Here is a 17,121-nt window from a genome sequence, read left to right as displayed (position 1 = left end):
AGCTTGTTTATTAGCGCGATTTATTAACCTGTTGTAAATCAGGTTATAAATATCGTAACAAGATATTGAACCTTTTGCTATTTAATTTGTCATAACATATATCGATATTTATAAATGGCCATAAAAATAAAACTATGCCTGCTGGTAGCAGGGATGATGGCTGCCTCATGCTCAGGCAACCATAGCAATACCACTGACACACTTGATACAGGCGGTAAAAAGGATACGATGCTGGCCAACGAGGCCGATGCACCTGTGGTAAACATGCAATATTGCTTTTACCATACCGATGGGAAACGGGCTCAGGATACCACTATGGTCAATATGCTTATCAATGGCGACGAGGTAACCGGGAAAATGAGTTGGCTCCCGAAAGAGAAAGATGCCCGTAAGGGAACCATCGCCGGCAAACTTACTGGTAACGCCATTAAAGCTGTGTGGACGTTTACACAGGAAGGTTCAAAGGATAGTATGAATGTTGAATTTCAGTTGAGGGGAAATGCCCTTGCTCAAAAACCCTATAGCTATGATACTAAAACCGGCCGGGAGCAAACCAATACCGGTGCCGATTATAGTGTAATTTACAGCATGAAAAATTGTACTAATTAAGCCAAATTACTACATTAGCTTAAAATAATAATGAAGAAAAGAGAAACCAGTATACTATACCTTGTATTAGGCTTATACACGCTTATGATCAGTTGGTATTATAACCACTCGCTGATATTGCTGCTTATACACTATTTATTTTGGCCGCTTTACCTCATTTACGAGTTATTGATCGGTCATCTGGCTAATGGCATGTGGAAAACTATCCCGCTTTCGTATTTTAATTAAATGAACAGGTATTTCTGATATTGTGTTATATAAACCGGCAACAAGCCGGTTTTTTTGTTTATCCCCGGATATCATCATGGTGCGTTTAAAAAAAAGAGCGACATTGATTGCCGCCCCTTTCTGAACAAAAGATATATCAGTTTATACTTTTTCAACCACAACGGCAGTTCCGTAGGCCAATACTTCGGTGATGCCCTGCATCACTTCATTAGCATCATAACGCATGTTAATAATGCCATTGGCGCCTAATGCCTGCGCATGCTGCACCAAAAGCTGGAAAGCCTCTTCGCGGGCATTTTCGCATAATTCCACGTAAATAGAAAGTCTGCCGCCAAAAAGTGATTGAAAGCCACCTGCAATATTACCAAGAGCGCTGCGACTGCGTACGGTAATGCCACGAACAACGCCTAAATGTTTGGTAACGTGATAACCCTCTAAAGAGGTACTGGTAGTAATAAGTGAAGTGTCCATTTGTTTTTTAATTATTGGTATTGATGTTTAGGTTAACCGTTTTAATGGTTAGTATGTTTTATAGTTAGATAAAACATCATCTTTATAATTACAAATAATGTCCACTTTATTTTTACCAGGCACTCCTACAGGTTTTAAACTTTGTAGCTTTACCGGTAGGTACACAGGTATGAGCTCTGCTCTTCTGTTTTAACTTTAAATACGGTGTTGGCATTTACTTCAAACGTTTGTCCGGCGGTAAATAACTGCCAATTAGTTTCACCGGGTAATAAAGCTTCCAGTCGGCCTTCAATAATGGTCATGGTTTCATGGCTCGATGTACCAAATTCATATTCGCCTTTTTCAATAACACCAATAGTACTGCGACCCTGATCGGTAGTGTAAGCCAGTGACTTAACTGCTCCTTCAAAATATTCGTTTACGTTAATCATGCTTAAAAAATTTAAGGCCTAATATGCTTAATTAAAATCAATTGTTTTATAATTTGCAAACTTCAATTACGTGATGCATTCATCGAGAATGTTAAAATATGTGAAAAAAGCAACTTCGGTTGTAATTATTACTTCGTAAAAAGCGTTATTTGCATAAAATTTATATATGAAGAAAATTCAACTATTGATGCTGTTACTTTTATCAGCTATATGTATCCAAAGCTGTAAAAAGGACGTAACTACTTCTGCTTCTACTATTTCCGATAAAATACTGTCTGCTGATATTAACGGTACTGCGTGGAATCCGGATACGGTAAGCGCTGCTATCACCTATAATGCTGCCACCAAAACCAAGACTTTTACAGTGGTTGGTACCGCTACTCAGCAACAGGTAAGCATTAGTGTAGCCGTTCCTAACAGTATAAATACCGCTGGTTTTCCTTTTGCTACTTATAAAGTTGATGCTACTAATAATGTTCAGCTAGCTTATTATATCCAGGCTTCACTTGGTGGTAATTTTACTCAGATAGGTACTGTAGAACCAGGATCAGGATCGGTTACTACAACCGCTATCGATTCAGTTAAAAAAGTAATCACAGGTACTTATTCATTTACCTCCAAACAAGTTAATAAAGACCAGAACGGTAATATTATATCCATTAACGTACAACAAATATTGTCGGGCACATTCACCAATTTGCCTTATACATTTGTAAGCAACTAAGACGGGTTTTTCATCTCATATTTAAGTTAAATCAGAAATACATATTCTGCATCATTAACAATTGATTGCATCATACCATATTTAAAAGGCCCGCTGTGGAAACGCAGCGGGCCTTTTACTTTATATCAATCTAAATCAAACTATTAAGCAGGACGCGTTGGCGTAGGGCTTGGACTTGGTGTAGGTGAAGGTGTTGGACTTGGCATTGGCGTAGGTGTTGGATTAGGACTTGGTGTAGGATTCGGATTTGGATCCGGACTTGGAGTTGGCATAGGTGTAGGACTTGGATTGGTTGGATCCGTAGGTGTTGGAGTAGGATTTGGCGCCGGGGTCGGTGCTTTTGGCGCTTTTTTCTTCTTCTTATCCGGAATGGTATCTGTAACCATAGTGGCCGTCTTTATATTCAATCTATTAACTTTTTGCAGATTATCAGCCTTGTGATTACCGGCAAGCACCACAGAAGCCGCAAATGTGAGTGCAATGGCCACTGCTGTTATTTTTGAATTCTTCATAATTAATTTCTTTAATGTTTTATAAATTAACTAATATGATAACATTGCTAATCCGTTATGGTTTCAATAAATTCGAAAATATCAATCCACTTTATTGATAATGAGATTATTAATGTCTTGTGGTAAGTAGTTTACATTCTTAAAATGCGCCTGTTTTTTTTAATTCAAACAAATACCAGATATAAGTATTTAGTTTATGATATGGCGTCGTCAAAAAAATCTATTTACAGCGCGCTTGCGGCCAATTTGCTGATAGCGGTCACTAAGTTTGTGGCGGGTGTGGTAAGTAACAGCGCCGCTATGATTGCCGAAGGTGTGCATTCGGTTGTTGATACAGCCAATCAATTGCTGCTTTTGCTGGGTTTGCACCAAAGTAAAAAGAAACCTGATGTAAGGCATCCCTTTGGCTACGGTAAGGAATTGTATTTCTATTCATTCATTGTATCTATACTTATTTTTGGCCTGGGTGGCGGTGTTTCTATTTATCAGGGCATCAATCACATCATCAAACCCGATGTGCCGGGTAACCCAACCTGGAGTTATGTGGTGCTTTGTTCTTCTATTTTGTTTGAAGGAACTTCTTTTATTATATCGGCAAAAGAATTTAACAAATTGCGAGGTGATCAAACCTGGTGGCGGGCCATCACCAATAGTAAAGATCCATCCACTTTCCTGGTGCTTTTTGAAGATGGAGCCGCGGTTATCGGCCTGTTTATAGTGATGATCTGTTTGTTCATTGGGCACCACTATCATCTCGACTATCTGGATGGCGTAGCCTCCCTGCTGGTAGGTTTATTGCTTGTTGGGGTATCCATTATATTGGCCCGGGAAAGCCGCAGTTTATTAATGGGCGAGGGGATAAGCCAGCAAACAAAAACCAGGATTACCGAAATTGTGGAGCATGATACAGATGTGTTGAAACTGATGCACATCCTGTCAACCTATCAATCGCCAAGCGAAATATTACTCATGCTCATCATCGCATTTAAGCCTAACCTGGATACCGGGCAGCTCAATGAAGCTATCTCGCGGATCCGTAACCGGGTGAAGGACGAGTATGGTTTAATCCATTTTGTGATCATCCAGCCCGACATTTACCTGGATAAGATAAGTCCTGATGTGCAAACGTATATTTAAAGAGTTATAAATCTACTTCAGACCAAGCTTAATTCAGGACTTCAAAGCGAACAGAATTTCAGATTAAGCATCTCGGGATAGTAATCTTTTGTGCCAATTTCGCTCAGTCAAATGATAAGTTCGCGAAATTTTAAGCAATAAACGATCATTACTTTTATAAACCGTTATAAACGTTTTTAATTGTCAAATAAATACCCATCCGTAAAATGCTGAAACGTACATTACTTGCTTTGTTGTTATTCTTTTCTTTTATAGGTGCTGTTAGCGCTCAGTCTGCATCAAATGATAGTGAAAAAGTTAAATGGTTTACCGATGCCCGTTTCGGTATGTTTATTCATTGGGGATTGTATAGTGCGGCCGAAGGGATATGGGAAGGCGAGCGCCTGAGGAATGGTAATAATTATGCAGAATGGATCCGCTACCGCAACCGCATACCCGAGGATGAGTATGTGAAACTGGCCAAACGGTTTGACTGGAATAAAATAGACCCCGAACAATGGGTAATTCTGGCAAAAAAGGCAGGAATGAAATATATCCTCATTACGGCCAAGCATCATGATGGGATAGCCATCTGGAACTCCAAAGTGAGTGAACATAATTTAAGCAAACTCAGCGGTACCAATAGGGATGTATTGAAGGAGTTGGCTGCTGCCTGTAAAAAACATGGCATGAAGCTGGGTTTTTACTATTCGCATTGGTTGGATTGGGAACATCCGGATGGCTGGGATCATAACCAGGAAATAACCGGCCGTATTACCGATGAGCAATACAATAAATACTGGCAGGGAAAGGTTTTACCACAACTGCGCGAACTGCTCACCAATTATGGCGACATTGCCATGATCTGGTTTGATATGTGGGTTGATTATAAAACAACCATTGTAAAAAAAGAGCAGCTGGATCAGGTTATTAAGCTGATACATGAACTGCAACCGGCTTGTCTGATCAATTCCAGACTGGGCTTACCTGCAAATACTCCGGGTATTGATTTTGAAACGATGGGCGATAACCAGCTGGGAGCAGCTTATACCAATCATCCATGGGAAACATCCGGAACAATTGCCAATTCATGGGGATATAATGCGTTGGAGAATGAGTATAAGTCTACCAGCCAGTTACTACAGTCGTTGATAGGCAATGTTAGCCTCAACGGAGGATTTACCTTAAATATAGGCCCCCGGGCAGATGGTGCCGTTCCGTACGAAGATCAAACCCGGTTGAATGATATGGGCGCCTGGCTATCCAAAAACGGAGAATCTGTTTATGGATGTACTGGCTTGCAATTACGATCAGATCAGCACGATTGGGGAAGAATAACCACCAAAAAACTGGATAACAAACAGATAGTTTATCTACAAGTGTACAACTGGCCATTGGATAAGATATTACGCTTAACCGGGATTCTGTCGAAACCTGAAAAAGCCGAGCTGATAACTGATGCTGGTAAAGTTGCCTTAAGCTTTACAAAGTCAGGCCCATATACCCATATTCAATTACCTGACGTTGCCGGAGATCATTTTGTATCTGTAATTGCTTTACAATATGCCCAACCGGTAGAACTGGATGAAAAGGCCGTGGCTGAATCTACCTTCGGTGGGTTGGCATTAAGCAGCAATAATGCATCGCAAAACACAGTAGGATATAAAAAGGTAGGGTTTGACGGTGTGCGCCCTGCTCATTTAATCATTGATAAAAATGGAGTACTTACCTGGCAGGTTTACATATCGGCCGCAGGAACCTATCAGGCAGATTTATCGTACCATAATGATTCAAAAACAGGCATGTCCATAAGTATTAGCGCCAGCGATCAAAACTTGTCGGCATCATTAAAACCAACCGGGAAGGTGGTTGTAGAGCCACATGATAGTTATACTGATGAATTTGTGAACAACCCAATCGGTGTGTTTAATTTCCCTAAAGAAGGCTTTTATAAGATCACCTTAACGGTGAACTCAACAGAAAACGAAAAATTATTATTTAATAGGATTTGGTTAAGTAAAAAGCTTTAAGCTTTTGAAAAGACATAACAAATAAAAAAGAGGGGTGTCGCCTTTCGACGGAGCACAGCATGACATCCTTTTTTGAACAACTGTCTTATTACTCTTTTGAAGGAGCAATTCCTGACTGTGGTGTGATACCAAGCCTGTACATTCTAACTAATGCAACGGCAATGAAGGGGAAAATCAATTGATCTCTATTCATTGCCGTTCTGTTTATGGGGCGGATAATGGGTGAATGAGTTTCCTCTCCGGCACCCGCTATTTGCCAATGTAATGTCATTAAATTTATGTTATTTAAATATTAATTAATTGTTATTCTGATTTTTTTTATTTTCCACCTTTTAAAAGCTCCCGGTATAAATAAAGATCGATTATACCCCGTCGATCCAACCTGGGAAAATTAATAGCAAAGTGTTTTTCATGGAAGGTAAATTAAGGTTGGCTGAGTATAAAGTGCTTTTATACAGGCTGTTTTTGGGGTATTTGTTTTACTTTATTGCAAGGGTATTATTTTTTGCTTTTAATACTCATCTGTTTGCGGTTGATAGTTTTTGGGCATTGCTTAGGTTGTGTTACTACGGTATGGCCTTTGATACCACAGCGTTGCTTTATATCAATAGCTTGTTTATTCTGCTCAGTGTTTTGCCGCTTACTGTAAATACGCAGCCTAAGTTTCAAAAGGGGATGGCTATGCTGTATTTTGTTACCAATTTGCTCGCCTACGCCACCAACTTTGTTGATATTATTTACTATCGCTTTAGCCAGGTACGCTCAACCAAGGCAACATTGGATGTATTGGCTGATGAGAGTAATAAAAAATTGTTGTTTACTCATTTTTCTGAGGCTTACTGGTATGTGATCATCCTATTTATACTGTGTTCGTTTTGCTGGATCTGGCTATATAAACAGGTAAAGGTAAAACCAGCAAGGGTAACAGATAAGAAAGTATATTTCTTATCATCTATCGTATCATTTCTGCTCATCCTTACCTTGGTTATCGGTGGTATCCGGGGCGATTTTGCACATAGTACCCGGCCTATTAACATGGTTGATGCCTACAAGCATATTACTGTGCCTAACCAGGGCGATATTGTGCTGAATACCCCCTTCTCTGTTATCAGAACATTAAGCAGCAACAACTACAAACTGCAGCACTGGACAGATGAAGGGTATATCCGCACAAGCATTAAACCAGTAAAACAATACAGTTCGCAACCCGCCAATAAACCCAATGTGGTGATCATTATACTGGAGAGTATGGCCCGCGAGTATTGGGGCAGTATGAATCATGGGGTAAGTATACCCGGGTTTAAATCATATACGCCGTTCCTGGATTCATTGTCCAACAACAGCCTTATATTTACCAACGCTTATGCCACAGGCCGGCAATCCATCCATGCCATGTCATCCGTATTGGCGGGTATACCATCGTTTCAGAACGCTTTTACATCATCGCCTTATGCCAAGCAAAAGATCCAGTCGATAGTATCCATTTGCGATAGCATGGGGTACGAAACCTCGTTCTTCCACGGTGCGGCAAACGGTTCTATGGGCTTTCAGGGTTTTGGCAGCATTTTGGGCTATAAGCACTATTTTGGTCGTACAGAATACAACGATGATAAAGACTTTGACGGCATTTGGGGTATTTGGGACGAGCAGTTTTTTCAGTTTATGGGTCGTACGCTGACACAGGAAAAACAGCCTTTTATGGCTACGCTGTTCACGCTGTCATCGCATGATCCTTATCAAATGCCCGAAAAGTATAAAGAAAGGTTTAAAGGCGGTCCGCTGGCTATTGATAAATGTGTTCAGTATACAGATAATTCCTTACGGATCTTTTTCAATTATGCCAAAACGCAGCCCTGGTTTCATAATACCATTTTCGTGATCACTGCCGATCATACCAGCCAAACTTACTATCCCGAATACAGTAAACAGATAAACCGCTTTGCAGTGCCTATACTATTATACAGCGCCAATAGCGACTATAATCTCAAAGGCGTGCGTACAGATTTGGCTTCGCAAATGGATATCTATCCAACGGTTGTTGATTTAATAGGTTATAACAAGCCATTCCGGTCGTGGGGCAGGAGTTTGGTAAGTAACCTTCCAACCGAAATGCCGCGTATTATAAACTCAACAGGCAATATCTATCAATTGATGCAGGGCAATTATATTTACCTGTTCGATGGAAAAAACATCACCGGTATATTCGCGGTTACCGATAAAGGTTTGGAGAAGAGCCTTTCTAATGGCCAGCTTAATCCGGAAATGCAAAAAGGGGTGATGGACTGCAAAGCCCTCATACAAGATTATACTGATAGAATTGTGAACAGGAAACTGGTGGCTGAACAAAAATATGCGGTTAACCCTTAGTGGTTATCAGGGCAGTACCCTCTTTATCGATGCTGACGTGGCAATCGCTAACCGAGATATGGTGTTTAAACTTGCCAACGGATTCTATCCAATCCCGGGAAGTACAAACCGGAGCATCAATCTGTACCGATTCAACCAATACTTCATCACCGTCAAGAATCAGGCGCCAGCATTGATCATGGCCATTACTGTCGGTATTATAACGTATTTTAACTTGACTGTACTGTTTACTCATGTTGTATAGCGAAAGGGGTTCCTGATAGGAACGATACGATATCAGGGCTTATTATCGCCGTTAACAAAGCATCGAAAATGTTACAGATAGATTTATTGTTGATAGTCGATAGACCATGGATGAATATGGTAGAAATCACAAATAAAAAAAGCATGTCAGTCTGAGCTTGTCGAAGACGCGTGAAGGGCCCCGTCCACCATGGTTCCGCAGGCCATGAAATACCAATCAAAAAGCCAAGGCCCGGTGCGATTCCTTCCCTCGGGAAGGGGAGGAAGGGGTTTATGGAATAGGATGATCATCGCGTGCATAAACCCCTCCCTGCCACTGCATTTGCCCAACGCGCCCCTCCCGTGGGGAGGGAACTAAAAATGATGGTCTTTAATTTACCCTGAAATAGATTAAATTTATCGGTAGAAATAATAGCTGTTAATGACCAAACCACTACTGAAGATCTCCATCGGGATAGGCTTAATTACAGCCGTCGTCATTTTGTTGTATGAATTTACCAACCTGCTGTTGGTCTATCATTATTTTAAATACGAATATTATTTAGCCGGTATAGCTATTGCCGCCTTAGTTACCGGCGTCATCTTAACTAACAGGTATCACCAGCAACAAACAGCAGACCTGACTAACAGTAATCCACTTGAGATCCTGACAGCAAAAGAACTTCATATTTTGGAACTGATTGCGAGCGGCAAAAGTAATAAGGAGATCGCTTCGGCAAACTATATCGAAATAAGTACGGTAAAAACGCATATCAATAACATGTTCTTTAAACTTAATGTGAAGAACAGAAAAGACGCCGCAAAGATTTACCACCAGTACCTCGAAAACCAAAAATCAACCCTTTCTCCACCCGCCAGAATTTGATTTTTATGCATTAACCATTCACTTTTGCAACATGAACAACAAGTATCCCTGGAAACAGGCCATTATTACCGGGCTCATTGTTAGTATTTTTGCCATTGGTTCTTTTACCGTAGCGGATAGCCTCAACAAACATTTTGCATGGGGTGTCAATACTACAACCATCCGTGGCCTTACTGGTCTGCTTGCTTTAATCATATTAGGTATAGGCATTTATACCGGGATGCAAAGCGTTAAAAGAAGTAACAGCGGAAAATTGACTTTTGGTAAGGCTTTATTAGCTGGTTTTATTATTGCTTTAACCACAGGTATTATTACTGTGCTGGTAGGGTTCATCTACTGTGATTATATCAATCCGGGTTATGCGGCTTATATGCTGTCTGAAAGCAAGAAAGCGATGATAGCTGATGGTAAAAGTTCGGCCGAAATTGCAGCAAGTATGCCTGGCTTAAGGCAACAATGGACAACTGGCGGACAAATGCTGCAAGCATTAGTGGGTCAAACGGTTTGCGGAACAGTGATCGCATTAATCATGGCTTTATTTGTTAAAAGCAAAAAATAATAAAACGATGAAATATTTATTGACAATTATTATCTGCCTGTTTACAGCCTGTGCATTTGCGCAGCAAAAGCAAAACCAGTTTGTCTTTATTATTCGCTCAAAAGCCGATATCAAAGCATCTCCCGAAGTTATCAAAACAAACATCCAGCATTGGACAGCCTGGATGACTGATTTAGGAAAGAATGGTAAGATCTCCGGTGGTTACCGTTTCCCTTCAGAAGGCACAACATTGACCAGTACAGATAAACCAATTAAAACAACAGCTTACATAACCAATGGCGAACTGGTCAGTTCATTTTTAATCATAAACGCTGCCGATTTGACTGAAGCTAAACAAATCGCGGCCAAATGCCCTGTTTTTGAATTAGGCGGCAATGTAGAGATCAGGTCAATACAAAACACCGCAAACTGATTGCTAAAAAAGGCCTGTCAGTCTGAGCTTATCGAAGATGCGCGCGCAGAGGCTTGATGTACTGTACGAAGTCTCTGACTTCGTACAGTACGAGTAATTGATTAAATAACATGTCATTGCGAAGCATAGTTTACCCTGCTTCTTTCTCAATCAAAATAATCCAATATAATAATTATGCTAATCTAAAGGAGGAGGAACGACGAAGCAATCTCATCGCGTTCAAAATATGAATGCGAGGAGATTGCCACGCTGTCGCAATGACATGATTTTATATAACTTCAAAAAGTGTCTGTTAGGCTGAGCTTGTCGATGACTCATGCACAGAGAGTGAAGCTGATTCTTTAACACCGCCTTTCAGCATTTTTAACTCGGCTACGATAATAAAACTCACAATCACCAGGAAGCCCCAGGAGCTTATCTTTTGGTAATTTACCATGGCCCAGCTGTGGTGCTGGTAAGCATATTTCCAGGCGCCAAGCAGGGTACTTAGAACTCAAGACTCATTACTCAAAACTTCGGACTCAAGACTCAAAATTTGCGTTTTGTACGCTGCAGGTAACAGCGCGTTGCGTAAAAACGTATGCAGTTTTAACAGTTTTAAAAATTTATATCCCCATAATATTGGCCGTAACCAGGGTAGTGTATTTAAACGGAGGTGATGGCGTACCTCTGGCTGAACCACCAGTAATTGGGCCTGTTTTAATACCTGGTAGCGCGCGGCACCCAGATGATGGCGATACTGATGGTACAGATCAACCGTTAATTCGCTGCGAACCAGGTTTTGTTGCAGATGTTCGCGACGCATATTCAGGTATTCCGAATAGGTGGCAGGCAAGCCGGAAAGCTGCATGCGGGTACCAACGCGCTTGAATACGGCAAAAGTCTGCGCTTTCTCTAACAGGGTAAGGGGGCGTTCCAGCAGTTCGTAAGAGCTGATAGAAAGATCGATGAGCAGGAACAATACATCGCGATAGGCCCAGTCGGGTATTTGCGCACCCCGGCTGGTTTCAACACCCTGATGAATGGTGGTGATCCTGTCAATAGCCTTTAAAGCCGCGTCACGCTCTGAAAAAATAATCTGTCGGGAATAAGCCACTGTGGAGAATAACCTGTCCAATGGGTCGGCTGGTAGCTTACCGGTATAATATAACCAGTCTACCGCCTTGTTTAAGGCAAATTCGGCGGCAGCACCTGCAAAAATAAACAGGATGGTATCGGCTTTGCCCCATATCTTTCGCACTATAGAGCGTTCATCTACAAAATATTCCATAGTTTATTTTTTCGGGTTCCGGATTCCTGGCCTACCTGCCGTAGGCTGAGATCTGAATTGTTCTATGATGATGATCAATACAAAAGCACTGGTATAACACAATATATCCATCCATGCAAAGGAACTGCCCAATAGTAAAGTGATCGTTTTTGAGTTTTGCACGCCCAATAGCGTGGTCAAATGAAAATATTGCGATATCTCTATGGCGTATGCTACCAACAATGCCAGTAAAGCAGCTTTAAACGGAGGTATATAAAAAAAGCTTTTGATAAGGCAATACAGGAATAATACCGCCAGAAAATCGCCGCCATATGGCCGGATAATGTTATCGTGCACGTACCAGGCTATGATAGCCTCCAATAAAAAAAGCAGCAGGGCGGGGGTGAAGTATCGATATGATTTTATCATTAAAAAGTACTTTGTTATTCAAAGTAATTAATAATAATTTGTATTTCCAAATCTGAAAAGGAAGAAGAGGTTTTTCATGGAAATTGTGGATTGGATTTACGCCTTAATTTTTGTATATTTGAGTAAACGGGCAGCCCGGTTTTTCTGATCAAAAAGAAAAATCGGGCTGTTTTATTAAGGGAGAACAGAGCCCAAAAACCGATCGTTTTGTATGTAGTTATTTGATAATCATAAATTTAATACTTTTTAAAGCTTTCAAAAGCCATCAATAATTTGTTAAAAAGTGTTAAAATGGCGTTAAAATTTAGTTAAAGTGGCCAAAAGCTAAGCCTTTTTACCCTGTTTTTGACTAAAAAAGTGTTAAAATTTAAGGTTTAAAAAGTTTTATTTAGTATCAAGTAGCTAGTATCAGGTATCAAGACAATTGGTTTGATCTTATTTCTACTGTCAAAAATCTTGATACTTGCTACTTGGATGAGACGAATATTTAGATGCTAACACTCCTGGTTTTTTGAGGGGGATCTTGTTTATCGTTGATGGTGGTATAAAATATAGAAGATGGTAAAACAATCTCTGGGTACCGGTCATAGAAGTAGGCCTTTTGAGATGGCAGGCTAAAGGCATCACAAACCTTGCTGCTGAATGTTTTAACCTGTATTAACTCGCTACCACGTCGTATATTTATGATCTGTTGCGGCCGGCCGTTTACCTGGTAGTTATAGTTTAGCTCAATGGAATCGAAATAAATATCTTCTTCAGTTCCGTATTCGTATACTTCCAGGGCATGGGTTATTTTTTTACTTCTTTTTTTGACAATAAGATAAATACCACCGGCAATTAAAAGTAGCATCGCTACAGAGGCTATAATACCAGCAAAAGCAGCAACAACAATAGTTAAAGGGATGCCAAAAGCCAGCATAAATATAATACCGATAGGGAAGCCGGTTTTATAAAAAAGCCTGATCCGGTTGCTTTGCTCATCACTTAATAATCTTAGGTTGCTCATAACGTAAATTTTAGCTTTAACAGCATCCGGAAAAAGTTGTTTGTACCTGGTGCAATTTCTATCAGAAAATATTTAATGTTTTTATAAAGATGTTTTTATACCAGCAAACCAATGTATAATAACAGCCGTATATCTGTTTGTAATACGGTAATTAATAATGAAGATATAAAAACTGTAATATTGACATTAATTTTTTTTATTTTCATTATTTTTTTTATTTTAGTACTGACTATAAACTGAAAATGAACATTATCACTTATAAATGCAGTAAAGCCTTGTGGCTTGTGGGTATCATTATACCCTTTGCTATTGCGTTTATATGTGTTGCTGACATTAATGATCATAACTGGCCAGGCGTATTACCGGTAATAGCTGTTCTTAGTGCCGTAGCTATTTACTACTGTAGGCAATGTTTTACTTATGATTTGCAAGATAAAGCCGCACTACAAATCGATCATGAAAAATTGATCTATCATATTGAAAATAAGGTTATTTACTGGGAAGATGTTACGGATATCAGTTGCGGTAAAATGCGTGGGCAGGGCTTGTCTATCTTTTTTACCGTAAAGGGAGAGGGTATCAGAAGCAGCTGTATCTGTGTATCGACGGATTTGATAGAAGGGAATGACAAGGAAATTTATAATGATATTATAGAGTGTTACATCAAAGCAAGAATTAAACCACCATCACCTTTTTCTGGCCAGGAAACCATGGGTGAGTTAAGTAGGTAGTTGCAAACAGATGTCAGTAAGACTTTTAAGCTTTGTTTCAGGGATATTGAACCCAATTAGTTTTCACCACTTAAAGTTCCGGTTTTTGCCAATATCCACAACACTGTAACTTTTCCACAATCCCATAAATACGCAGCCAATGCATTAACTTTACCCGATTAACAAAAGGAGTAACCGCTTGGCTAAAGACACTACCAAAGAAACCCCCTTAATGCAGCAATACAACGCCATAAAGGCTAAGTATCCCGGGGCCTTGCTGCTATTTCGTGTGGGCGATTTTTATGAAACCTTTGGCGAAGATGCCATTAAAGCCTCAGGCATATTGGGCATTGTACTTACTCGTCGTGGTAATGGTGTTGGTACCCATATTGAACTGGCTGGTTTTCCGCATCATTCGCTCGAAACCTATTTACCAAAACTGGTTAGGGCAGGGCAGCGTGTGGCGATCTGTGATCAGCTGGAAGATCCTAAGACTACTAAAACCATTGTAAAGCGTGGGGTTACTGAATTGGTTACCCCTGGTGTGGCTACCAATGATAATATACTGCATCAGAAGACCAATAATTACCTGGCTTCACTGCATTTTGAAAAAAATACTATAGGCATTGCCCTCATTGATATTTCGACCGGTGAGTTTATAACCGCGCAAGGTAACAGCGACTATATTGATAAGCTGCTGCAAAGTTTTTCACCAAGTGAAGTAATCTATCCTAAAAGCCGGTCGCGCGATTTTAAAGATACTTATGGCGACCGCTTTTATACCTACTCGCTCGACGAATGGCCCTATAGCGGTGATTATGCCAACGAAACTTTGTTGAAACATTTCGGCGTAAAATCGCTCAAGGGTTTTGGTATTGATAAGCTTAACCTGGGTATCATTGCCGCCGGTGTGGCTATCCACTACCTCAACGAAACCGAACACCGTAACCTGCAGCATATATCGTCGATATCACGTATTGAAGAAGACAGGTATCTGTGGCTCGATAGGTTCAGCATCCGTAACCTGGAACTAATTGGATCTGCTAATGAAAACGCCAAAACCCTGGTTGATGTGCTTGACCAAACCAGCTCGCCCATGGGCGCGCGATTACTGCGCCGTTGGATAGTGATGCCGCTGAAGGAAATAAAACCTATCAACGATCGCTTAGGTGTGGTAGAATACCTGATAGCACAGGAGAAACTCCGAGAAGAGCTACAACAATACATTCGCCAAATAGGCGATCTGGAAAGGCTGATTTCAAAAATCGGTTTGCAACGCGCCAACCCACGCGAGGTTTGTCAGCTCAAGAAAGCTCTTTTAGCTATCGCTGATATCAAAAAGATAGCTGAAACCTCAGAGAGCTTACCGCTTAAAGCGATAGGTGAACAGTTGAATCCCTGCGGCTCTATTTGCGAGAAGATAGCGAGGGAACTACATCCCGAGCCCCCGGTAATGATCGTAAAAGGATCAGTGATGAACGAGGGGATCAACGAGGAGCTCGACAGGTTGCGCAAGATCGCTTTTGGTGGTAAAGGTTATCTGTTGGAGATCCAGAAGCGTGAGGCTGAAGCAACCGGTATCCCTTCCCTTAAAGTATCCTTTAACAACGTGTTTGGTTATTACCTGGAGGTTACACACAGTCACCGTGATAAAGTGCCGTCGGAGTGGATCCGCAAGCAGACATTGGTGAATGCCGAACGTTATATTACCCCCGAACTAAAAGAATACGAAGAACAGATATTGGGTGCCGAAGAAAAGATACTGGCGCTGGAAACACGCTTGTATAACGACTTGTTATACGCCCTTGCCGAATATATTAAGCCTATACAGCTTAATGCCCAGCTGATAGCCCGTTTGGATGTGCTGCTGAACTTTGCTACCATATCTATTAAAAACTATTACGTAAAGCCCGAAATGAGCGAAAGCCGGGAGCTGGACATCAAAGGCGGCCGTCACCCGGTGATCGAGAAGAACCTACCACTGGGTGAATCATACATCACCAATGATGTGTATTTGGATTCGGAATCGCAACAGATCATTATCATTACCGGGCCCAACATGGCTGGTAAATCGGCATTGTTAAGGCAAACCGGCTTGATTGTACTGATGGCTCAGATGGGTTGCTTTGTACCAGCTAAATCCGCTTCGATTGGTTTGGTGGATAAGATATTTACCAGGGTAGGAGCATCAGACAATCTTTCGTCCGGCGAATCAACCTTTATGGTGGAGATGAATGAGACGGCCAGTATATTGAATAACCTGTCGGATCGTAGCCTGATCCTGTTGGATGAGATAGGTCGTGGTACCTCAACATATGATGGTATTTCCATAGCCTGGTCAATTGCTGAATACCTGCATAACCATCCATCGGCAAAGGCCAAAACACTGTTTGCAACTCACTATCATGAATTAAACGAGTTAAGCAACAGCTTTAACCGCATCAAGAATTTTAATGTATCGGTAAAAGAGGTTGGTCACCAGATTATTTTCCTGCGCAAGCTGGTACCGGGTGGCAGTGAGCATAGTTTCGGTATCCATGTAGCCAAACTGGCGGGCATGCCCCCAAAAGTATTGAGCCGTGCTAATGAGATCTTGAAAAAACTGGAAAACGAGCGTACCGGTGGCGAGCATATTAAAGAGAGTATCCGCAAAGTGCAAAAACAAGCCGTGCAGATGCAAATGTTTTCTATAGATGATCCGGTATTGGTAAAAATCCGCGATACTCTGAATAACCTGGATGTAAATACCCTTACCCCGGTTGAAGCGTTGATGAAGCTGGATGAGATACAGCGGGTAATTAAGAGTTAATAAGGATGTGCAGATAATAGTAGACTTACCTTTAGATTAGCTTCAACAAGAATAAACGAGTTGTTATTATTGTTGAAGCTTTCTTTTTGCTTCTTTTTCTTTGTTAACAACTCCGATTTTTGTTAAAAAGATTAACACTGACAGAGGCACATTAAAAGACTTACCAGGCTTAAAGGCCTATACTTCGATTCAATCCTCTGTCAGTTTGTTTAAACAAGCATCAAATAGAAATTAGAGTTCTCAGGCTCATTAGTAAGGTATTGATTGTGTTTAAACAGGTTAATCTTGATTTATTAACAATCAAAAGCAAAGTTATGGAATTCACCTATTTCATCGGCACCGATGTGTCAA

The 17,121-nt window shown here is 40.8% G+C and carries 19 protein-coding genes; 11 read left to right on the top strand and 8 right to left on the bottom strand.

The features are described from left to right. The first annotated feature begins 114 nt into the window (after positions 1-114). Complete coding sequence (locus tag BW976_RS07240) at positions 115-609, top strand: hypothetical protein (protein WP_076371966.1); 495 nt, start codon at positions 115-117, stop codon at positions 607-609. A gap of 30 nt (positions 610-639) precedes the next feature. Continuing rightward, positions 640-837 carry a hypothetical protein gene (locus BW976_RS07235; protein WP_076371964.1) on the top strand — a complete coding sequence of 66 codons (198 nt, stop codon included), beginning with the start codon at positions 640-642 and terminating at the stop codon, positions 835-837. A gap of 141 nt (positions 838-978) precedes the next feature. On the opposite strand, the gene BW976_RS07230 is transcribed toward BW976_RS07235, so the two are convergent. Further along, the gene (locus BW976_RS07230) at positions 979-1,308 is read right to left on the bottom strand and encodes a YbjQ family protein (protein WP_076371962.1); all 330 of its coding nucleotides are present in this window, start codon (positions 1,306-1,308) and stop codon (positions 979-981) included. Between the two features lie 149 nt (positions 1,309-1,457). After that, a complete protein-coding gene (gene ppnP / locus BW976_RS07225) occupies positions 1,458-1,739 on the bottom strand; it encodes a pyrimidine/purine nucleoside phosphorylase (protein WP_076371959.1) in 282 nt (93 codons plus the stop codon). 166 nt (positions 1,740-1,905) lie between these two features. Here ppnP and BW976_RS07220 point away from each other — a divergent pair, with 166 nt between their 5' ends. Further along, positions 1,906-2,463 (top strand): LamG domain-containing protein, encoded by a 558-nt coding sequence (locus tag BW976_RS07220; protein WP_139332237.1) that lies wholly within the window; start codon positions 1,906-1,908, stop codon positions 2,461-2,463. Positions 2,464-2,606: 143 nt separating this feature from the next. On the opposite strand, the gene BW976_RS29270 is transcribed toward BW976_RS07220, so the two are convergent. Then, entirely contained in the window at positions 2,607-2,975 is a 369-nt protein-coding gene (locus BW976_RS29270) for a hypothetical protein (protein ID WP_175614062.1), read from the bottom strand. 201 nt (positions 2,976-3,176) lie between these two features. Here BW976_RS29270 and BW976_RS07210 point away from each other — a divergent pair, with 201 nt between their 5' ends. From BW976_RS07210 to BW976_RS07195, 3 genes are all read left to right on the top strand, one after another. Further along, positions 3,177-4,112: a cation diffusion facilitator family transporter gene (locus tag BW976_RS07210; RefSeq protein WP_076372761.1), complete on the top strand. Its 936-nt coding sequence runs from the start codon at positions 3,177-3,179 to the stop codon at positions 4,110-4,112. Between the two features lie 206 nt (positions 4,113-4,318). After that, positions 4,319-6,121 (top strand): alpha-L-fucosidase, encoded by a 1,803-nt coding sequence (locus BW976_RS07205; protein WP_084192100.1) that lies wholly within the window; start codon positions 4,319-4,321, stop codon positions 6,119-6,121. Positions 6,122-6,532: 411 nt separating this feature from the next. Continuing rightward, complete coding sequence (locus BW976_RS07195) at positions 6,533-8,488, top strand: LTA synthase family protein (RefSeq protein WP_076371954.1); 1,956 nt, start codon at positions 6,533-6,535, stop codon at positions 8,486-8,488. Here the strand turns inward: BW976_RS07195 and BW976_RS07190 are convergent. Then, on the bottom strand, positions 8,478-8,723 hold the full coding sequence (locus tag BW976_RS07190; protein WP_076371953.1) for a hypothetical protein: 246 nt from the start codon (positions 8,721-8,723) through the stop codon (positions 8,478-8,480). The two genes, BW976_RS07195 and BW976_RS07190, sit on opposite strands and share 11 nt — an antisense overlap. A 429-nt stretch (positions 8,724-9,152) precedes the next feature. Here BW976_RS07190 and BW976_RS07185 point away from each other — a divergent pair, with 429 nt between their 5' ends. The 3 genes from BW976_RS07185 to BW976_RS07175 are packed head-to-tail and all read left to right on the top strand — an operon-like array spanning position 9,153 to position 10,567. Then, the gene (locus BW976_RS07185) at positions 9,153-9,596 is read left to right on the top strand and encodes a response regulator transcription factor (RefSeq protein ID WP_076371951.1); all 444 of its coding nucleotides are present in this window, start codon (positions 9,153-9,155) and stop codon (positions 9,594-9,596) included. 31 nt (positions 9,597-9,627) lie between these two features. After that, positions 9,628-10,155: a DUF4199 domain-containing protein gene (locus tag BW976_RS07180; RefSeq protein WP_076371949.1), complete on the top strand. Its 528-nt coding sequence runs from the start codon at positions 9,628-9,630 to the stop codon at positions 10,153-10,155. A gap of 7 nt (positions 10,156-10,162) precedes the next feature. After that, positions 10,163-10,567, top strand: a complete 405-nt coding sequence (locus BW976_RS07175; protein WP_139332236.1) for a YciI family protein — start codon at positions 10,163-10,165, stop codon at positions 10,565-10,567. Between the two features lie 292 nt (positions 10,568-10,859). Here BW976_RS07175 and BW976_RS07170 read toward each other — a convergent pair whose 3' ends face one another. The 4 genes from BW976_RS07170 to BW976_RS07155 form a co-directional block, all read right to left on the bottom strand. Further along, positions 10,860-11,048 carry a DUF817 family protein gene (locus tag BW976_RS07170; RefSeq protein WP_139332235.1) on the bottom strand — a complete coding sequence of 63 codons (189 nt, stop codon included), beginning with the start codon at positions 11,046-11,048 and terminating at the stop codon, positions 10,860-10,862. A 12-nt stretch (positions 11,049-11,060) separates the two neighbouring features. Further along, positions 11,061-11,837 carry an oxygenase MpaB family protein gene (locus BW976_RS07165; protein ID WP_076371945.1) on the bottom strand — a complete coding sequence of 259 codons (777 nt, stop codon included), beginning with the start codon at positions 11,835-11,837 and terminating at the stop codon, positions 11,061-11,063. A gap of 3 nt (positions 11,838-11,840) precedes the next feature. Then, positions 11,841-12,245 carry a ribosomal maturation YjgA family protein gene (locus tag BW976_RS07160; RefSeq protein ID WP_076371943.1) on the bottom strand — a complete coding sequence of 135 codons (405 nt, stop codon included), beginning with the start codon at positions 12,243-12,245 and terminating at the stop codon, positions 11,841-11,843. 487 nt (positions 12,246-12,732) lie between these two features. Continuing rightward, positions 12,733-13,251 (bottom strand): hypothetical protein, encoded by a 519-nt coding sequence (locus tag BW976_RS07155; protein ID WP_076371941.1) that lies wholly within the window; start codon positions 13,249-13,251, stop codon positions 12,733-12,735. A 242-nt stretch (positions 13,252-13,493) separates the two neighbouring features. Between BW976_RS07155 and BW976_RS07150 the strand changes: the two genes are divergently transcribed. Together BW976_RS07150 and mutS are read left to right on the top strand one after the other, a co-directional pair. Then, positions 13,494-13,982, top strand: coding sequence for a hypothetical protein (locus BW976_RS07150; RefSeq protein ID WP_076371939.1), 489 nt, complete (start codon positions 13,494-13,496; stop codon positions 13,980-13,982). Positions 13,983-14,160: 178 nt separating this feature from the next. Beyond that, positions 14,161-16,770 (top strand): DNA mismatch repair protein MutS, encoded by a 2,610-nt coding sequence (gene mutS, locus BW976_RS07145; RefSeq protein WP_076371937.1) that lies wholly within the window; start codon positions 14,161-14,163, stop codon positions 16,768-16,770. Positions 16,771-17,121 lie beyond the last annotated feature (351 nt).

It is taken from the genome of Mucilaginibacter lappiensis, assembly GCF_900155965.1.
Classification (GTDB): domain Bacteria; phylum Bacteroidota; class Bacteroidia; order Sphingobacteriales; family Sphingobacteriaceae; genus Mucilaginibacter; species Mucilaginibacter lappiensis.
This window is presented reverse-complemented; position numbering and strand designations above follow the sequence as displayed.